The sequence below is a fragment of the Bradyrhizobium sp. USDA 4504 genome (assembly GCF_054063995.1).
In genome coordinates this window covers 8,634,263-8,647,570 of record NZ_JBSSGV010000001.1, presented here as the reverse complement: position 1 = coordinate 8,647,570, position 13,308 = coordinate 8,634,263, and the positions used below count along the sequence as shown (strand labels likewise).

The 13,308-nt window shown below is 65.4% G+C and carries 14 protein-coding genes and 1 riboswitch; of the genes, 8 read left to right on the top strand and 6 right to left on the bottom strand.

Translation table 11 applies throughout. The annotated features are described in order from the left end of the window. Positions 1-14: 14 nt before the first annotated feature. The 6 genes from lgt (at position 15) to ACVMB1_RS40620 (ending at position 5,704) form a co-directional block, all read left to right on the top strand. Positions 15-857: a prolipoprotein diacylglyceryl transferase gene (gene lgt / locus ACVMB1_RS40645; protein WP_057016609.1), complete on the top strand. Its 843-nt coding sequence runs from the start codon at positions 15-17 to the stop codon at positions 855-857. 99 nt (positions 858-956) lie between these two features. Next, positions 957-2,015, top strand: coding sequence for a class I SAM-dependent methyltransferase (locus tag ACVMB1_RS40640; RefSeq protein WP_076825587.1), 1,059 nt, complete (start codon positions 957-959; stop codon positions 2,013-2,015). After that, positions 2,012-2,779 carry a peptidoglycan editing factor PgeF gene (gene pgeF / locus ACVMB1_RS40635; protein WP_076825521.1) on the top strand — a complete coding sequence of 256 codons (768 nt, stop codon included), beginning with the start codon at positions 2,012-2,014 and terminating at the stop codon, positions 2,777-2,779. Before ACVMB1_RS40640 ends, pgeF begins: the two co-directional genes overlap by 4 nt. A 136-nt stretch (positions 2,780-2,915) precedes the next feature. Continuing rightward, positions 2,916-3,848, top strand: a complete 933-nt coding sequence (locus ACVMB1_RS40630; protein ID WP_076825522.1) for a MerR family transcriptional regulator — start codon at positions 2,916-2,918, stop codon at positions 3,846-3,848. A 102-nt stretch (positions 3,849-3,950) separates the two neighbouring features. Then, the gene (locus tag ACVMB1_RS40625) at positions 3,951-4,571 is read left to right on the top strand and encodes a hypothetical protein (protein ID WP_076825524.1); all 621 of its coding nucleotides are present in this window, start codon (positions 3,951-3,953) and stop codon (positions 4,569-4,571) included. A 179-nt stretch (positions 4,572-4,750) separates the two neighbouring features. Then, the gene (locus tag ACVMB1_RS40620) at positions 4,751-5,704 is read left to right on the top strand and encodes a ribose-phosphate pyrophosphokinase (RefSeq protein WP_028344316.1); all 954 of its coding nucleotides are present in this window, start codon (positions 4,751-4,753) and stop codon (positions 5,702-5,704) included. A gap of 100 nt (positions 5,705-5,804) precedes the next feature. Here the strand turns inward: ACVMB1_RS40620 and ACVMB1_RS40615 are convergent, their stop codons facing one another. From ACVMB1_RS40615 to ACVMB1_RS40605, 3 genes are all read right to left on the bottom strand, one after another. Further along, positions 5,805-6,761, bottom strand: a complete 957-nt coding sequence (locus tag ACVMB1_RS40615) for a DDE-type integrase/transposase/recombinase (protein WP_141342031.1) — start codon at positions 6,759-6,761, stop codon at positions 5,805-5,807. Between the two features lie 117 nt (positions 6,762-6,878). Then, the gene (locus tag ACVMB1_RS40610) at positions 6,879-7,685 is read right to left on the bottom strand and encodes an SDR family NAD(P)-dependent oxidoreductase (protein WP_076825526.1); all 807 of its coding nucleotides are present in this window, start codon (positions 7,683-7,685) and stop codon (positions 6,879-6,881) included. 104 nt (positions 7,686-7,789) lie between these two features. Beyond that, a complete protein-coding gene (locus tag ACVMB1_RS40605; RefSeq protein ID WP_057016614.1) occupies positions 7,790-8,371 on the bottom strand; it encodes a 6,7-dimethyl-8-ribityllumazine synthase in 582 nt (193 codons plus the stop codon). Positions 8,372-8,449: 78 nt separating this feature from the next. After that, a riboswitch (FMN riboswitch) is annotated at positions 8,450-8,603 on the bottom strand. A gap of 441 nt (positions 8,604-9,044) precedes the next feature. Between ACVMB1_RS40605 and ACVMB1_RS40600 the strand changes: the two genes are divergently transcribed. Together ACVMB1_RS40600 and proC are read left to right on the top strand one after the other, a co-directional pair. Continuing rightward, complete coding sequence (locus ACVMB1_RS40600; RefSeq protein WP_016844492.1) at positions 9,045-9,545, top strand: type III secretion system chaperone family protein; 501 nt, start codon at positions 9,045-9,047, stop codon at positions 9,543-9,545. Between the two features lie 179 nt (positions 9,546-9,724). After that, positions 9,725-10,555, top strand: coding sequence for a pyrroline-5-carboxylate reductase (gene proC / locus ACVMB1_RS40595; protein ID WP_076825528.1), 831 nt, complete (start codon positions 9,725-9,727; stop codon positions 10,553-10,555). Positions 10,556-10,678: 123 nt separating this feature from the next. On the opposite strand, the gene ACVMB1_RS40590 is transcribed toward proC, so the two are convergent. The 3 genes from ACVMB1_RS40590 to hisS all read right to left on the bottom strand — a co-directional run bounded on the left by ACVMB1_RS40590 (position 10,679) and on the right by hisS (position 13,042). Next, on the bottom strand, positions 10,679-11,089 hold the full coding sequence (locus ACVMB1_RS40590) for a thioesterase family protein (protein ID WP_057016658.1): 411 nt from the start codon (positions 11,087-11,089) through the stop codon (positions 10,679-10,681). Positions 11,090-11,204: 115 nt separating this feature from the next. After that, a complete protein-coding gene (locus tag ACVMB1_RS40585; protein WP_018269806.1) occupies positions 11,205-11,408 on the bottom strand; it encodes a tautomerase family protein in 204 nt (67 codons plus the stop codon). A gap of 119 nt (positions 11,409-11,527) precedes the next feature. Further along, positions 11,528-13,042 (bottom strand): histidine--tRNA ligase, encoded by a 1,515-nt coding sequence (hisS, locus tag ACVMB1_RS40580; protein WP_076825529.1) that lies wholly within the window; start codon positions 13,040-13,042, stop codon positions 11,528-11,530. Between the last annotated feature and the right edge of the window lie 266 nt (positions 13,043-13,308).

Here is a 13,308-nt window from a genome sequence, read left to right as displayed (position 1 = left end):
CCTCAAGACGCACGATGCCGTTCCTGCTGATCGACTTTCCGGTGTTCAATCCCGTCGCGCTCTCGCTCGGGCCGATCGTGATCCGCTGGTATGCGCTTGCCTACATCGTCGGCATCGTGCTGGGCTGGATCTACGCTCGCTCGCTGATCAAGAAGGAGCGGCTGTGGGGCGGCCCGGCGCCGATCACGCTGCCGCAGCTCGACGATTTCATCCTCTGGGTCACCATCGGCATCATCGTCGGCGGCCGCACCGGCTATGTGCTGTTCTACAATTTGCCCTTCTTCATCGCGCATCCGGCCGAAATCCTCGAATTGTGGAAGGGCGGCATGTCGTTCCACGGCGGCTTCCTCGGCTGCGTCGCCGCGGTGATGCTGTTTGCCCGCCGCAACAACATCCCGATCCTGTCGCTCGGTGACATCACCACCGCGGTCGCGCCGATCGGGCTGTTCCTCGGCCGGCTTGCCAATTTCATCAACAGCGAATTATGGGGCCGTCACGCCGATCCGAGCCTGCCCTGGGCCATGATCTTCCCTAATGGCGGGCCGCTGCCGCGGCATCCGAGCCAGCTCTACGAGGCCGGGCTCGAGGGCATCGTGCTGTTCGCGGCGCTGGCGATCATGATCCGGATGGGTGCGCTCAAGCGTCCCGGCCTGATCCTCGGCAGCTTCATCACGATCTATGGCGTTGCCCGAATCATCGGCGAGCACTTCAGGGAGCCCGACCCGCAACTCGGATTCCTGTGGGGCGGACTAACCATGGGCATGCTGCTGTCGGTGCCAATGATCATCGTGGGCGTTATCATCATCACGGCCGCCGTCCGCCGCAGGGCGAACGGTCCGGCACCGAGTTCAACCTGAACAAGTTCAATCCAAAGCAAGTGCAATCCAAGGAAGGCCGTGAACGAACCCTCCCCGCTGCTGGATGAGATCAGGAAGCTGATCAAGCTGTCCGGGCCGATGCCGGTCTGGCGCTACATGGAATTGTGCCTGATGCATCCGCGGTACGGCTACTATCTGTCGCGTGATCCGCTCGGCCGCGAGGGCGATTTCACCACGGCGCCCGAGGTCAGCCAGATGTTCGGCGAACTGCTCGGGCTGTGGAGCGCCTCGATCTGGCGCGCGATCGGCTCGCCGGAGACGTTCCGCCTGATCGAGCTCGGGCCCGGCCGCGGCACCATGATGTCCGACGCGCTGCGTGCGCTGCGCGTGCTGCCGCCGCTCTACCAGTCGCTCAGCATCCACCTCGTCGAGGTCAACCCGGTGCTGCGCGAGAAGCAGTACGCCACGCTGACGGGCGTGCGCAACATCACCTGGCACGACAACATCGACGACGTGCCCGAGGGACCGGCGGTGATCCTCGCCAACGAATATTTCGACGTGCTGCCGATCCACCAGATGGTCCGCCGCGAGACCGGCTGGCACGAGCGGACGGTCGGGATGGATGCCAATGGCAACCTGTATTTCGCGCCCGCGCCCGAGCCGACACCGCATTTCGAGGTGCTGCTGCCGCCGCTGGTGCGCGCCGCGCCACTCGGGGCAGTGTTCGAATGGCGGCCCGACAACGAGATCATGAAGCTCGCCACGCGGCTGCGCGACCAGGACGGCGCCGCGCTGATCATCGATTACGGCCATCTGCGCAGCGACGCCGGCGACACCTTCCAGGCGATCGCGCGCCACAGCTTCGCCGACCCGCTGAAGAACCCCGGACAGGCCGACGTGACCGCGCATGTCGATTTCCAGGCCCTGGCGCGGGCCGCCGAGGATGTCGGCGCGCGCGTCCACGGACCGGCGACGCAGGGTGACTTCCTCAAGCGTCTCGGCGTCGAGGCCCGTGCGGCCGGGCTGATGGCGAAGGCAAGCCCCGAAGTCTCCGCCGACGTTGCCGGTGCGCTGAAGCGCCTGACCGATTCCGGGCGCGGCGGGATGGGCTCGATGTTCAAGGTCATGGCCATCTCCGACCCGCGCCTCACCTCGATCGCCGGATTGAGCGATCAGCCTGACGAGACCGAACAATGACATTGGGATCACCGCTGCTGTCGGCCATTCCGGGCCTGCGCCATGCCTTCTTCTCGCGCGAGGGCGGCGTGTCGGAGGGCATCTATGCCGCGCTGAATGGCGGGCTCGGCTCGCGTGACGATCCAGCCAAGGTCGCGGAGAACCGGCGGCGGATGGCGGCGCAGCTCGGCGTGCCGCTCGATCACCTCGTCAGCGTGCATCAGGTTCACTCGCCTGACGTCGTGGCCGTGACCGGTCCATGGAATGGCGCCGCGCGCCCGAAGGCGGACGCGCTCGTCACCCGCACCGAGGGCCTTGCGATATCGGTCACGACGGCCGACTGCGGCCCGATCCTGTTCGTCGATCCCAATGCGCGGGTGATCGGCGCGGCGCATGCCGGCTGGAAGGGCGCGCTGACCGGCGTGCTGGAATCGACCATCGACGCGATGGAGAAGCTCGGCGCCGAGCGCGGCGGCATCGTCGCCGCCATCGGCCCGCTGATCCGCAAGGAATCCTACGAGGTTGGCAACGAATTCGTCGAACGCTTCATCGAGGCCGATGCGGAGAACGGCATGTTCTTCATGCCCGCCGAACGCGACGGACACGCGATGTTCGATCTTGCCGGCTTCATCCGCATGCGGCTGGAAAATGCCGGCGTGCTGATGATCGACGATCTCGGCATCGACACCTATTCCGACGAGCGCTGCTTCAGCTACCGCCGCTCCGTGCACCGCAAGGAAGCCGATTACGGCCGACTCGTTCACGCCATCGCGCTGGAAGGCTGACGCCGGGCATCCAACGCGTTTTCCCGCGAAGTGGATACCGGTTCGCGGTGAAGAAAACGCGTCAAGATAAAATCTGGCGATTTTTGTGCGACAAGCGTCTTGACTCTCCACCTGCTGGAGACCGGACAAGCGGCGCATGACACAACGCACCTACAGCATCGGCGAGGCGGCACGGCTCAGCGGAATTTCCGTCCGCAAGCTCCGCTTCTATTCGGACCAGGGGGTGCTGCCGCCGGCCGGCCGCACCGCGAGCGGCTATCGCGTCTTCACCGACGACGAACTGGTTCGCCTCGACCTGATCCGCTGTCTGCGCGATGCGGGGCTCGGTCTCGATGCTATCCGCGAGGTCCTGACCAAGGAACTCTCGCTGGTCGAGGCGCTGCAGCTTCGCCTCGAGACGCTGGAAGCGGAGATCGCGGCACAGCGCCGCGTCGCCTCGGCCCTGCGGGCTGCGTTGCGTTCACCGCAACTCACCGAAGCAGACTTGAGGAGATTTTTGACCATGACGCAGCTGTCCCGCGCCGAGCGCCGCAACGTCGTCGAACGCTTTTTCGAGAAGGTGTCCGACGGTATCAACATCGACCGGAAATGGATCCGGCAGATGATCGAGACCAGCGTGCCCGAATTGCCCGACGAGCCGACGCCCGAGCAGTGCGATGCCTGGATCGAGCTTTCGGAGATGCTCAACGACCCTTCCCTCGTCGCCAACATCCGCGCCAACGCGGAGGACGTCTGGAATCACCACGTGCTGGATCTCACCGCCTGGCAAGCGGCCAACGAAACCGTGCTGGCGAGAGCCAAGGAGATTATCGCGACCGACCTCGGCCCGACGTCGGAGGTGGGCCAGGCGCTGGCCCGCGACTGGCTGGAAACATCGGCGCGATTGCTGAAGCGAAAACCTGATCTGGAATTCCGCAACTGGATCCGCGGCAAATATGCCCTGCACGACGCCCGTGCGGCGCGCTATTGGGAGCTCGTCGCCATCATGCGCGGGCAATCGCCGGACGCGAGCCCGAACCGCGAATGGGCCTGGATCACTGCAGCCATGCGGCACCATCTCTCTGACTGAGCAGGGAAATCCGAAACCTCGCGGCGCGCCGCCCGGATCGGTTAAGTGCTGTGGCCGTCCTGCCCTAGACGTTAAGCCGTTTTAACGATATCGCAGGACGCAATGAGGGAAGCGTCGAACCGCCAGTTTCAAACTGGGACAGCCGTGCGTGCCGCGATCGCATGCTCGTGGCTCGCGATCGCGTGCGCGCTTGGCGGCTGCGCGGCCGGCGGCAACGTGGCCGATTCCTACGCCATGGCCACGCCGGCAAGCAGCGGCGCAACGGTTGCGTTCGAATCGATCGACGGCCCGCCGCCCCAGGTGTTCGACCGCATGGTCGGCGTGCTCGACAGCGAGTCCAAGCTGCGCAGCCTGTCGATCGTGTCGCGCCAGGGCGCTGCCGCCTATCGCGTGCGCAGCTATCTGTCGGCTCAGGTGGTGCGCGGCCGCACCATGATCGCGTGGGTGTGGGACGTCTACGACAGCAACCAGCAACGCGCGCTGCGGCTCTCCGGCGAGGAGCCCGCCGGCAAGGCCGGCCGCGACGCGTGGGCCGCCGCCGACGACCTGGTGCTGCGCAAGATCGCCCAGGCCGGCCTCAGCGGCCTGTCCGGCATGATCAATGGCGGCCCGGCGGACGGCCCCGCGCCCGCCCCGGCACCGGACCTCCGCGGGCCCACGGTGGCAAGCGCCCCGGCCGCCGCCGCGCCCGAGACCGTGGCGCTCGGCTATTCCGCCGACTAAACCCCGTTATCGCCCGGGGAAATGCGTTTTTTGCCCAGGAAAACGGCGGCCAAGCCCGGCTAATGGGTTGCCATCGGATGCGCCTGCCTGATATTCCCTCGCGCACCGAAAACCCGCCGGTTCTGTAAGGACTTGAGATGCTGAACGTCGTATCCAGCAAGGCGCGGGGGGAAGCATCGATGTCGGCAAAGAACGGATCAATCAAACTCGTCGCCGGCAACTCCAATCCTGCGCTGGCGCAGGACATCGCCAAGGGACTTGGCATCGAACTGACCAAGGCCGTGGTCCGGCGCTTCGCCGACATGGAGATCTTCGTCGAGATCCAGGAGAACGTCCGCGGCTCGGACATGTTCATCCTGCAGTCGACGTCGTTTCCGGCCAACGACAATCTGATGGAACTGTTGATCATCACCGACGCGCTGCGCCGCTCCTCGGCGCGCCGCATCACCGCGGTGGTGCCCTATTTCGGTTATGCCAGGCAGGATCGCAGGTCCGGCTCGCGTACGCCGATCTCGGCCAAGCTGGTCGCCAACCTGATCTCGCACGCCGGCGTCGACCGCGTCATGACGCTCGACCTGCATGCCGGCCAGATCCAGGGCTTCTTCGACATCCCGACCGACAACCTGTTCGCGGCGCCCCTGATGGTGCGCGACATCAAAGAAAAGTTCGACCTCGCCAAGGTGATGGTGGTGTCGCCCGACGTCGGCGGCGTGGCGCGTGCCCGCGGCCTCGCCAAGCGCATCAACACCCCGCTCGCCATCGTCGACAAGCGCCGCGAGCGCCCCGGCGAGTCCGAGGTGATGAACGTGATCGGCGACGTCGCCGGCTACAACTGCATCCTGGTCGACGACATCGTCGATTCCGGCGGCACTCTGGTGAATGCGGCCGAGGCGCTGATCGCGCACGGCGCCAAGGAAGTCTCGGCCTACATCACCCACGGCGTGCTGTCCGGCGGCGCCGCCGCGCGCATCGCCTCGTCGCGTCTGAAGGAACTGGTCATCACCGACTCGATCCTGCCGACGGAAGCCGTCAACAAGGCACCGAACATCCGCCAGATCTCGATCGCCGGACTGATTGCCGAAGCGATCGGCCGCACCGCGGCGGAAGAGTCGGTTTCCAGCCTGTTCGATTAAGCCCCACTGTCGTCCCGGCGAAAGCCGGGACCCATAACCACAGGCCTCCATTGTGGAGAGCCACTGTGGCCCCAGCTTTCGTGACAACAAACATTCGTGGTTATGGGTCCCTGCTTTCGTGTTCGGTCCCGTGTGATTGGCGAGGGCCTGGATTGGCGCCAGGTAGCCGAGGCATTTGAGGCGGGTCCGATTGTAGTCGTGGACGAACTTGGCGATGAAGGTGTCGCGGTCGGCGTGGTTGACAAAGGTACGGCGCGCGCTGCCCCGTTTGTGTTTCGCGGCCAATGGCTTCGGCGATGCGCCGGTTGAAGCGTTCGACGAGGCCGTTGGTCTGCGGATGGTAGGGCTTGGTCAGGCGATGCTGGATGCCGCACTGTCGGCAGAGCCGATCAAAGGGGTGGTCGCCGGAAGGCTTCCCGACCGGTTTGTTCTTCTTGTCGACGGCGAAGCGGTCGGTGAACTCGGCACCGTTGTCGGTGAGGATAGTGTGAACCTGGTGCGGAAAATCAGCCAGGAAGCGCTTAAGGAAACCGGTCGCGGTCGCTCCGTCCCGCCTGGAATGGACCTCGACGAAGACGTAGCGGGTGGCGCGGTCGATGGCGACAAAGGCATAGCTGGTGCGGCGCTGCAGTGCCGGCAGATACTTCACGTCGATATGGATGAAGCCGATACTGGCATTCTCGAAGACGCCGGCTTTGGGCTTGTCAGGCTTGGCAAGCCGGCTGATGCCATTGCGCTGCAGGCAGCGGTGGATCGCACTACGGGACAGCTTGGCGTTGATGCATCGCCGCATCACCTCGACGATGTCGTCCAGCGGCAATTGGAGCGATGTCCGCAGCTCACACACTGCCCGTTCCTCAAGGGCGGACAGGCTGGTCGTGAGGTGCTTCGGCCGATGCGAGCGATCCTCGACCGTGCTGCGACCGCGCCAGCGATAGATTGTGGTCTCGCTGACCCCCAGCTCGGCCGCCAATTGGGCGACCGACTTCCTGCTGCGCTGGATGTAGGCACGCGTCTTCGGCGTCGTCGTGGCGTTCGCGTGCAAGCTCAGTTCCATGACACGAGGCGCTCCCTAACAAAGGCCACGCCTCGTTCTACACCGATTCCATCCAACCAATCTGCAGGGACCAAACACCTTCGCAGGGACGACACCAAGTATGTGGCGCCAGACGCGTTAGAACCCCGGCCGTGGAACGTGGCTCATCAGCGTCCGCGCATAGCCGCCATCGACGATGATCTCCTCACCATTGACGTATGACGAGCGGTCGCTGGCTAGGAACAGGGTCGCGTCCGCCATGTCCTGCGGTGCGCCGATCCGGCGCATCGGCACCACGGCGGTGCGCCGCTCGGTGACCCCTGGCGTGTCGTAGAAGGCCTGGCTCATCGGCGTCACGACAAGGCCGGGGCTCACCACATTGCTGCGGATGCCATGCGGCCCCCATTCGGCGGCGAGTTGCTGCGAGAGCATGACGACCGCGGCCTTGCTGACGCTGTAGGCGCCGCTCTGCCCCTGCGCATTGCTGGCAGCGATCGAGGCGACGTGGATGAGGCTGCCGCGTCCGGCCTTGCGCATCTGGTGGCCGAACGCCTGGGCGCAGATGAAATAGCCGGTGAGATTGACCGCCAGCACCGCATTCCACTCCGCGAGCGGCAGCGTGTCGAGCCCGCCCGGGCGCAGCACCGCCGCGGTGTTGACGAGGATGTCGCAAGCGCCGAGCGTGCGCGCGACGGCGTCGGCGGCTGCCGCGACATTGTCCTCGCTGGTCGTGTCGCAGGTCGCGACGAGATGACCGTCGCCGAACTCGCCAAGCTTTGCCTTGGTCTCCGCGAGGGAGCGCTCGTCGCGATCGAGCGCGGCGACCCTGGCGCCGGCCCGCGCGAAACTGACCGCGGTAGCGCGGCCGATACCGCCGCCTCCGCCGGTGACGACGGCAACGCGGCCCGACAGGCCGAGCCAGTCGGAGGAATGTTGTTCGGTCATGGGGCGCCTCCCGCGCGTTTTGGTTTTATGCCGCAAGCATAACCGAACGCGCCGCGGGCGAGAGCGATCCCGGCACGCATGCCGGAATCGCTTTTCCGCCGATGCTAGCCGGGAATCCCCGCCGCGACCTGGCCGCGCAGACGCTCGAGGCTGAGCAGCGTGTTGGCGCAGGCTTCCGCGACCTCGATCCCCTTGATGACGAAGTGCTTGCGGAAGAACTCGTAATGCACCTCGGTCTCGTGGAATTGCTGCGGCGTCAGCACCGCCGAGAACACCGGCACCTCGGTGCGCAATTGCACATCCATCAACGCCTTGATCACGGTGTCGGCGACGAATTCGTGGCGGTAGATGCCGCCATCGACGACGAGCCCGGCCGCGACGATCGCGGTGTAGCGGCGGGTCTTCGCCAGCAGCTGGGCATGCAGCGGGATCTCGAACGAGCCCGGCACCTCGAACACATCGACATTGGTGATGTGCCTCGCCTCGATCTCCTTCAGGAAGGAGATGCGGCACTCTTCCACCACGTCCCGATGCCAGGACGACTGTACGAAGGCAACACGCTGCGGCTTTGCGAAGTGCGGATGCTCCGGCGTCGGCGGAATGGCCGGCGTATCGGGAGCGCTTTCTGCCTGGGGGGTTTGGACTTGAGAAGCTTGAACGTCTTGGTCTTGCAACATCTGATTCATGGCTTTCCTCTTTCAGGACCAGAATCAGGGCACACGGACAACGACACGAGCCCACGCGAAAATCGCGTTGGCTGCCGCAACCGTTCTCTTTCATCCGGACTGTAACCGTCGGCTTCGGAATTGCACCGAATCTGCTGACCCTTCTCCCGGCTTCGCGGAGGAAGGCGCTCGCGGGCTTGGGCTCATCACCCTTACCGCCGGTGGGGATTTTCACCCCGCCCTGAGAACTCGGCACGCCCGGGATGGACGTGCCTGAGACGAAATATGACCAAAGCGCGACAGCCGGGCAAGGCCTTTGGCATGGGGAAACGGCATGTCCCCATGAGCGCGTTGCGGCTCTGCAAGGTTGATGCGAGGGCCCGACGGCTGATTCACGGGCGCGGCGAAGCGCCGGCAAATGGTTAACAAAGCGTTACGCGAACGCTTAGATTCCGATTTGTTCTCAAAATCACAGATGTGGCGGAGATCAGCTGTGGACGATGCGCGCTTTGGCTGTGGACGGACTCGGCGTGCGGTTGCGCGGATTCCGCAAATCACATCACTTCATCGGCGTCAGGTCCAGGGGCATCCGGAAGCCCGCATCAGGAACTGCACTCGGCCACGACGCAGTATGTCGCAAGTGCCGGCTTCCGTGTGCGTATCAAGCGATCATAAGAACAAGGTCCGAGACGGCATGTCCCTCCTCGAAAGCATTATCGATTCCCGGAATAACCCGCTTGCGGTGGTCGAAGATATCGCCACCGACAACAACTGGGCGTTCGAGCGTTCCGGCGAAGACGAGGTGACGATCGTCTCCAAGGGAGACTGGATCGATTATCAGCTCTCGTTCACCTGGATGGGCGAGATCGAGGCGCTGCATCTCGCCTGCGCCTTCGACATGAAGATGCCGCAGGCGCGCCGCGCCGAGGTGCAGCGGCTGGTCGCTGCGATCAACGAACAATTGTGGGTCGGCCATTTCGATCTGTGGACCCACACCGGCATGGTGATGCATCGTCAGGCGCTGGTGCTGCCCGGCGGCCTCACCGCCTCCACCGCGCAGTGCGAGGCCATGGTGGTCAACGCGATCCACGCCTGCGAGCGCTACTACCCGGCGTTCCAGTTCGTGGTGTGGGCCGGCAAGTCGACCGCCGAGGCGATGGCCGCGGCGATGTTCGATACCGAGGGCGAGGCGTAAGGATTTCGCTCCAGCGCTCCCACACGCTCGGCGTCGTCCCGGCGAAGGCCGGGACCCATACTCCGCGGCCCCTGGGCTTAAGCAAACTGCTTGTGGCTGATCGCGTGCCTCACTAGAACCGCCTGTGGTTATGGGTCCCGGCCTTCGCCGGGACGACGTGAGAGTTTGCGGAGTCACCTGTGAGCACATCCAGCAGCGCACTGACGAATACTTCCGGCACCATCGCGCTCGCGGGCGCGGGCAAGATGGGCGGCGCCATGCTGACCGGCTGGCTCGCGCAGGGCCTTGCACCCGAGCGCGTCGCGGTGATCGACCCGCATCTCTCGCCGGAGATTTCCGCGCTTGCCGCAAAGGGCGTGCGGCTCAATCCGCAGGCGAAGGATCTCGGCACGGTCGACACGCTTGTCGTCGCGGTGAAGCCGCAATCGTTCCGCGACGCCGGCGCCGCACTGAAATCCTTCGTCGGTCCCTCGACACTCGTCGTCTCGATCATGGCCGGCACGACCATGTCAGCGCTGGAAGAGGTTGTCGGCGGCGCGGTGGTGCGCGCGATGCCGAACACGCCGGCGGCGATCGGCCGCGGCATCACCGTCGCTGTACCGTCGAAGCACGTCACCGCCGCGCAGCGCGCGATGACCGATGCGTTGCTGAAAGCGACCGGGCTCGTCGAATGGGTCGACGATGAGAACCTGATGGACGCGGTGACCGCGGTCTCCGGCTCGGGCCCTGCCTATGTGTTCCTGCTCGCCGAGGAGCTGGCGCGCGCCGGCGTTGCGGCCGGCCTGCCCGAGCAGCTTGCGACCACGCTGGCGCGGGCGACCGTCGCCGGCTCCGGCGAGTTGCTGCATCGCTCGGATCTGCCGTCGGCGACCCTGCGGCAGAACGTCACCTCGCCCGGCGGTACCACCGCCGCGGCGCTCGAGGTGCTGATGGCCAATGACGGCATGCAGCCACTGATGACCCGCGCGATTGCCGCCGCGGCAAGGCGCTCAAGGGAATTGGCGAAGTAGCGCATGCACCGTCATTGCCGGGCTTGACCCGGCAATCCATCGAACAAGGACGCTTTCTTCCTTGATGGATGCGCGGGTCAGGCCCGCGCATGACGAGTTCGCCGGACCAACGACACAGGCCGCCTACTGCGCCGAACCCGACGTCCCGGCCAGCCGCTTGTTGAAGCTTTCGACATTGATCAGACCGCGGGCGTGGCGGCCTTCGCCGAGCTTGCGCGTGCCCTCAAAGGCCTCGACCTCGAAGCGGATCACGCGGCGCTCGACCGCGATCACTTTTGAGGTCGTCCGCACGGTGGCGCCGACCAGCGCGGCGGCGAGATGGCGGATATCGACCTCGGTCCCGACCGTGACCCAGCCGGGCTGCAGCGCGGCGCGAATGGCATCGCCCGACGCCATCTCCATTTCGAGGATCATCATCGGCGTCGCATAGACCATCGGCATGCCCGGCACGAAATGCCCGACGGTGCGCTCCGGCGGCACCACGAGCATGCGCTCGGCGCTCATGCCGATCCTGATGAAGTCGCGTGCGTCCATGGATGCCTTGCTCGTCATTCCGGGGCACGCGAAGCGTGAACCCGGAATCTGGAGATTTTGATCGAGATCCCCGGCTCGCGCTAATGCGCGCCCCGGGATGACGCGCTTTCGCGCGTCACTTCTTCGCCGCAGCCGCGCGCTCGACGAACGACTTGCCGCCCTTCATCTTGTGATGCAGCGGCGCTTCGTTGATCTGGATCACGACCGCGTCGGCATCGACGCCGAGATTCTTCACCAGTGCCTGGGTGATGTCGCGCATCATGCCGAGCTTCTGCTCGTCGGTGCGGCCGGCGGCCATGCTCACGGTGATCTCAGGCATTGTTGCTCTCCCTCTTGTTGTCGCCATGGCCGGGCTCCTCCCGGCCATTCACGTCGCCGCGCATCAAACAAGAGGTGGATGCCCGGCACAAGGCCGGGCATGACGTCACAAGCGAATGGCTATCCCCACGCCACGTCATGCCGCGCCAGGACCTCGCGGACCCTGGCGACCAGATCGGCCTCCGCGCAGGAGAACTGCGCCGGACGCGTCTCACGCCATTCCTGGTTGGAGGCGATCGCAGCTGCGGCCTTGGCGCCTTCGATCAAATCCTTGATCTGCACCTCGCCGCGCGCCTTCTCGTCCGAGCCCTGGATGATCACGCAGGGCGAGTTGCGGCGATCGGCATATTTGAGCTGGTTGCCCATGTTCTTCGGATTGCCGAGATAGAGCTCGGCGCGGATGCCGGCCTGGCGCAACTGCGCGACCATCTTCTGGTAGTCGGCGACACGATCGCGGTCGAACACGGTGACGACGACAGGGCCGAACTCGGCCCGCGTGTCGAGCTCGCCGAGCATCGTCAGCGCCGCCTGCAGGCGCGACACCCCGATCGAGAAGCCCGTTGCCGGCACCGGCTCGCCGCGGAAGCGCGAGACCAGGCCGTCATAGCGGCCACCGCCACCGACCGAGCCGAATCGCACCGGGCGCCCCTTCTCGTCCTTGGTGTCGAGCAGCAGCTCAACCTCGTAGACCGGGCCGGTGTAGTATTCGAGGCCGCGAACAACGGTGGGATCGATGCGGATGCGATCCGCGCCATAGCCGGACGCCGCGACCAGCTTGGCGATCTCCTCGAGCTCGCTCACGCCGGCCTGACCAACTTCGCTCTTCGCCAGATAGGTCTCCGCCGCAGCAATCGCCTCTCGCCAATCGTCGCGCTGCTGCGTGACGGCCAGGACGATATCGGCATCCGCGGGGCTCAGGTCGGCGCCCTTGGTAAAGTCGCCCTTGCCTTCTTCGCCGCCATCCCATCGTCCGGGACCAAGCAGCTTGCGAACCTCGTCGGCGGGAAATTTGTCCAGCTTGTCGATCGCGCGCAGCACCGTGAGACGGCGGCCCGCATTCTCCTCACCGCCGAGGCCGATCGCCTCGAGCACGCCGTCGAGCACCTTGCGGTTGTTCACCTTCACGACATAGGAGCCGCGCGGAATGCCGAGCGCTTCCATCGTGTCGGCCGCCATCATGCAAATCTCGGCGTCGGCCGCCGGCGTCGCCGAGCCGACCGTGTCGGCGTCGAACTGCATGAACTGGCGGAAGCGGCCGGGACCGGGCTTCTCGTTGCGGAAGACATAGCCGAACCGATACGACCGATAAGGCTTCGGCAGCGCGTCGAAGTTTTCCGCGACATAGCGCGCCAGCGGCGCGGTGAGGTCGTAGCGCAGCGATATCCACTGCTCGTCATCGTCCTGGAACGAGAACACGCCCTCATTGGGCCGGTCCTGGTCGGGCAGGAACTTGCCGAGCGCGTCGGTGTATTCCATCGCCGGCGTCTCCACCGGCTCGAAGCCGTAGAGCTCGTAGACGGCGCGGATCTTCTCGACCATCGCCCGCGTGGCATTGATCGCGGCCGGGCCGCGATCTTCCAGCCCGCGCGGCAGGCGCGCCTTCAGTTTCTGGGGTTTTTTGGGTTTCTCGGCCATGTCATGCGCTGCAAGGTCTGTAAGCCGCGGTAGCTTACAAAGATACGCCGGGTTACCAGCCGAGGCGGCGCGGAGCAAGGTATCCGGCCGCTCTTACCTCGCCCCGCTTGCGGGGAGAGGTCGGAATTCAAGCGTAGCTTGAATTCCGGGTGAGGGGGACTCTCCGCGAGCCGTGCTCTTACCATGTTTGCGCAAGCAGCCCCTCACCCCACCCTCTCCCCGCAAGAGCGGGGCGAGGGAGCGAGAGAGAGTGCCTACCGTACAGC

Bases quoted from the DNA above. Each gene is read 5' to 3' on its own strand.
- ACVMB1_RS40615 (WP_141342031.1), bottom strand. From the start codon at position 6,761: ATGGAACTGAGCTTGCACGCGAACGCCACGACGACGCCGAAGACGCGT.
- ACVMB1_RS40625 (WP_076825524.1), top strand. From the start codon at position 3,951: ATGAGGGAAGCGTCGAACCGCCAGTTTCAAACTGGGACAGCCGTGCGT.
- pgeF (WP_076825521.1), top strand. From the start codon at position 2,012: ATGACATTGGGATCACCGCTGCTGTCGGCCATTCCGGGCCTGCGCCAT.
- ACVMB1_RS40585 (WP_018269806.1), bottom strand. From the start codon at position 11,408: ATGCCTGAGATCACCGTGAGCATGGCCGCCGGCCGCACCGACGAGCAG.
- ACVMB1_RS40630 (WP_076825522.1), top strand. From the start codon at position 2,916: ATGACACAACGCACCTACAGCATCGGCGAGGCGGCACGGCTCAGCGGA.
- ACVMB1_RS40600 (WP_016844492.1), top strand. From the start codon at position 9,045: ATGTCCCTCCTCGAAAGCATTATCGATTCCCGGAATAACCCGCTTGCG.
- ACVMB1_RS40590 (WP_057016658.1), bottom strand. From the start codon at position 11,089: ATGGACGCACGCGACTTCATCAGGATCGGCATGAGCGCCGAGCGCATG.
- ACVMB1_RS40620 (WP_028344316.1), top strand. From the start codon at position 4,751: ATGTCGGCAAAGAACGGATCAATCAAACTCGTCGCCGGCAACTCCAAT.
- hisS (WP_076825529.1), bottom strand. From the start codon at position 13,042: ATGGCCGAGAAACCCAAAAAACCCCAGAAACTGAAGGCGCGCCTGCCG.
- ACVMB1_RS40640 (WP_076825587.1), top strand. From the start codon at position 957: ATGCCGGTCTGGCGCTACATGGAATTGTGCCTGATGCATCCGCGGTAC.
- lgt (WP_057016609.1), top strand. From the start codon at position 15: ATGCCGTTCCTGCTGATCGACTTTCCGGTGTTCAATCCCGTCGCGCTC.
- ACVMB1_RS40605 (WP_057016614.1), bottom strand. From the start codon at position 8,371: ATGAATCAGATGTTGCAAGACCAAGACGTTCAAGCTTCTCAAGTCCAA.
- ACVMB1_RS40610 (WP_076825526.1), bottom strand. From the start codon at position 7,685: ATGACCGAACAACATTCCTCCGACTGGCTCGGCCTGTCGGGCCGCGTT.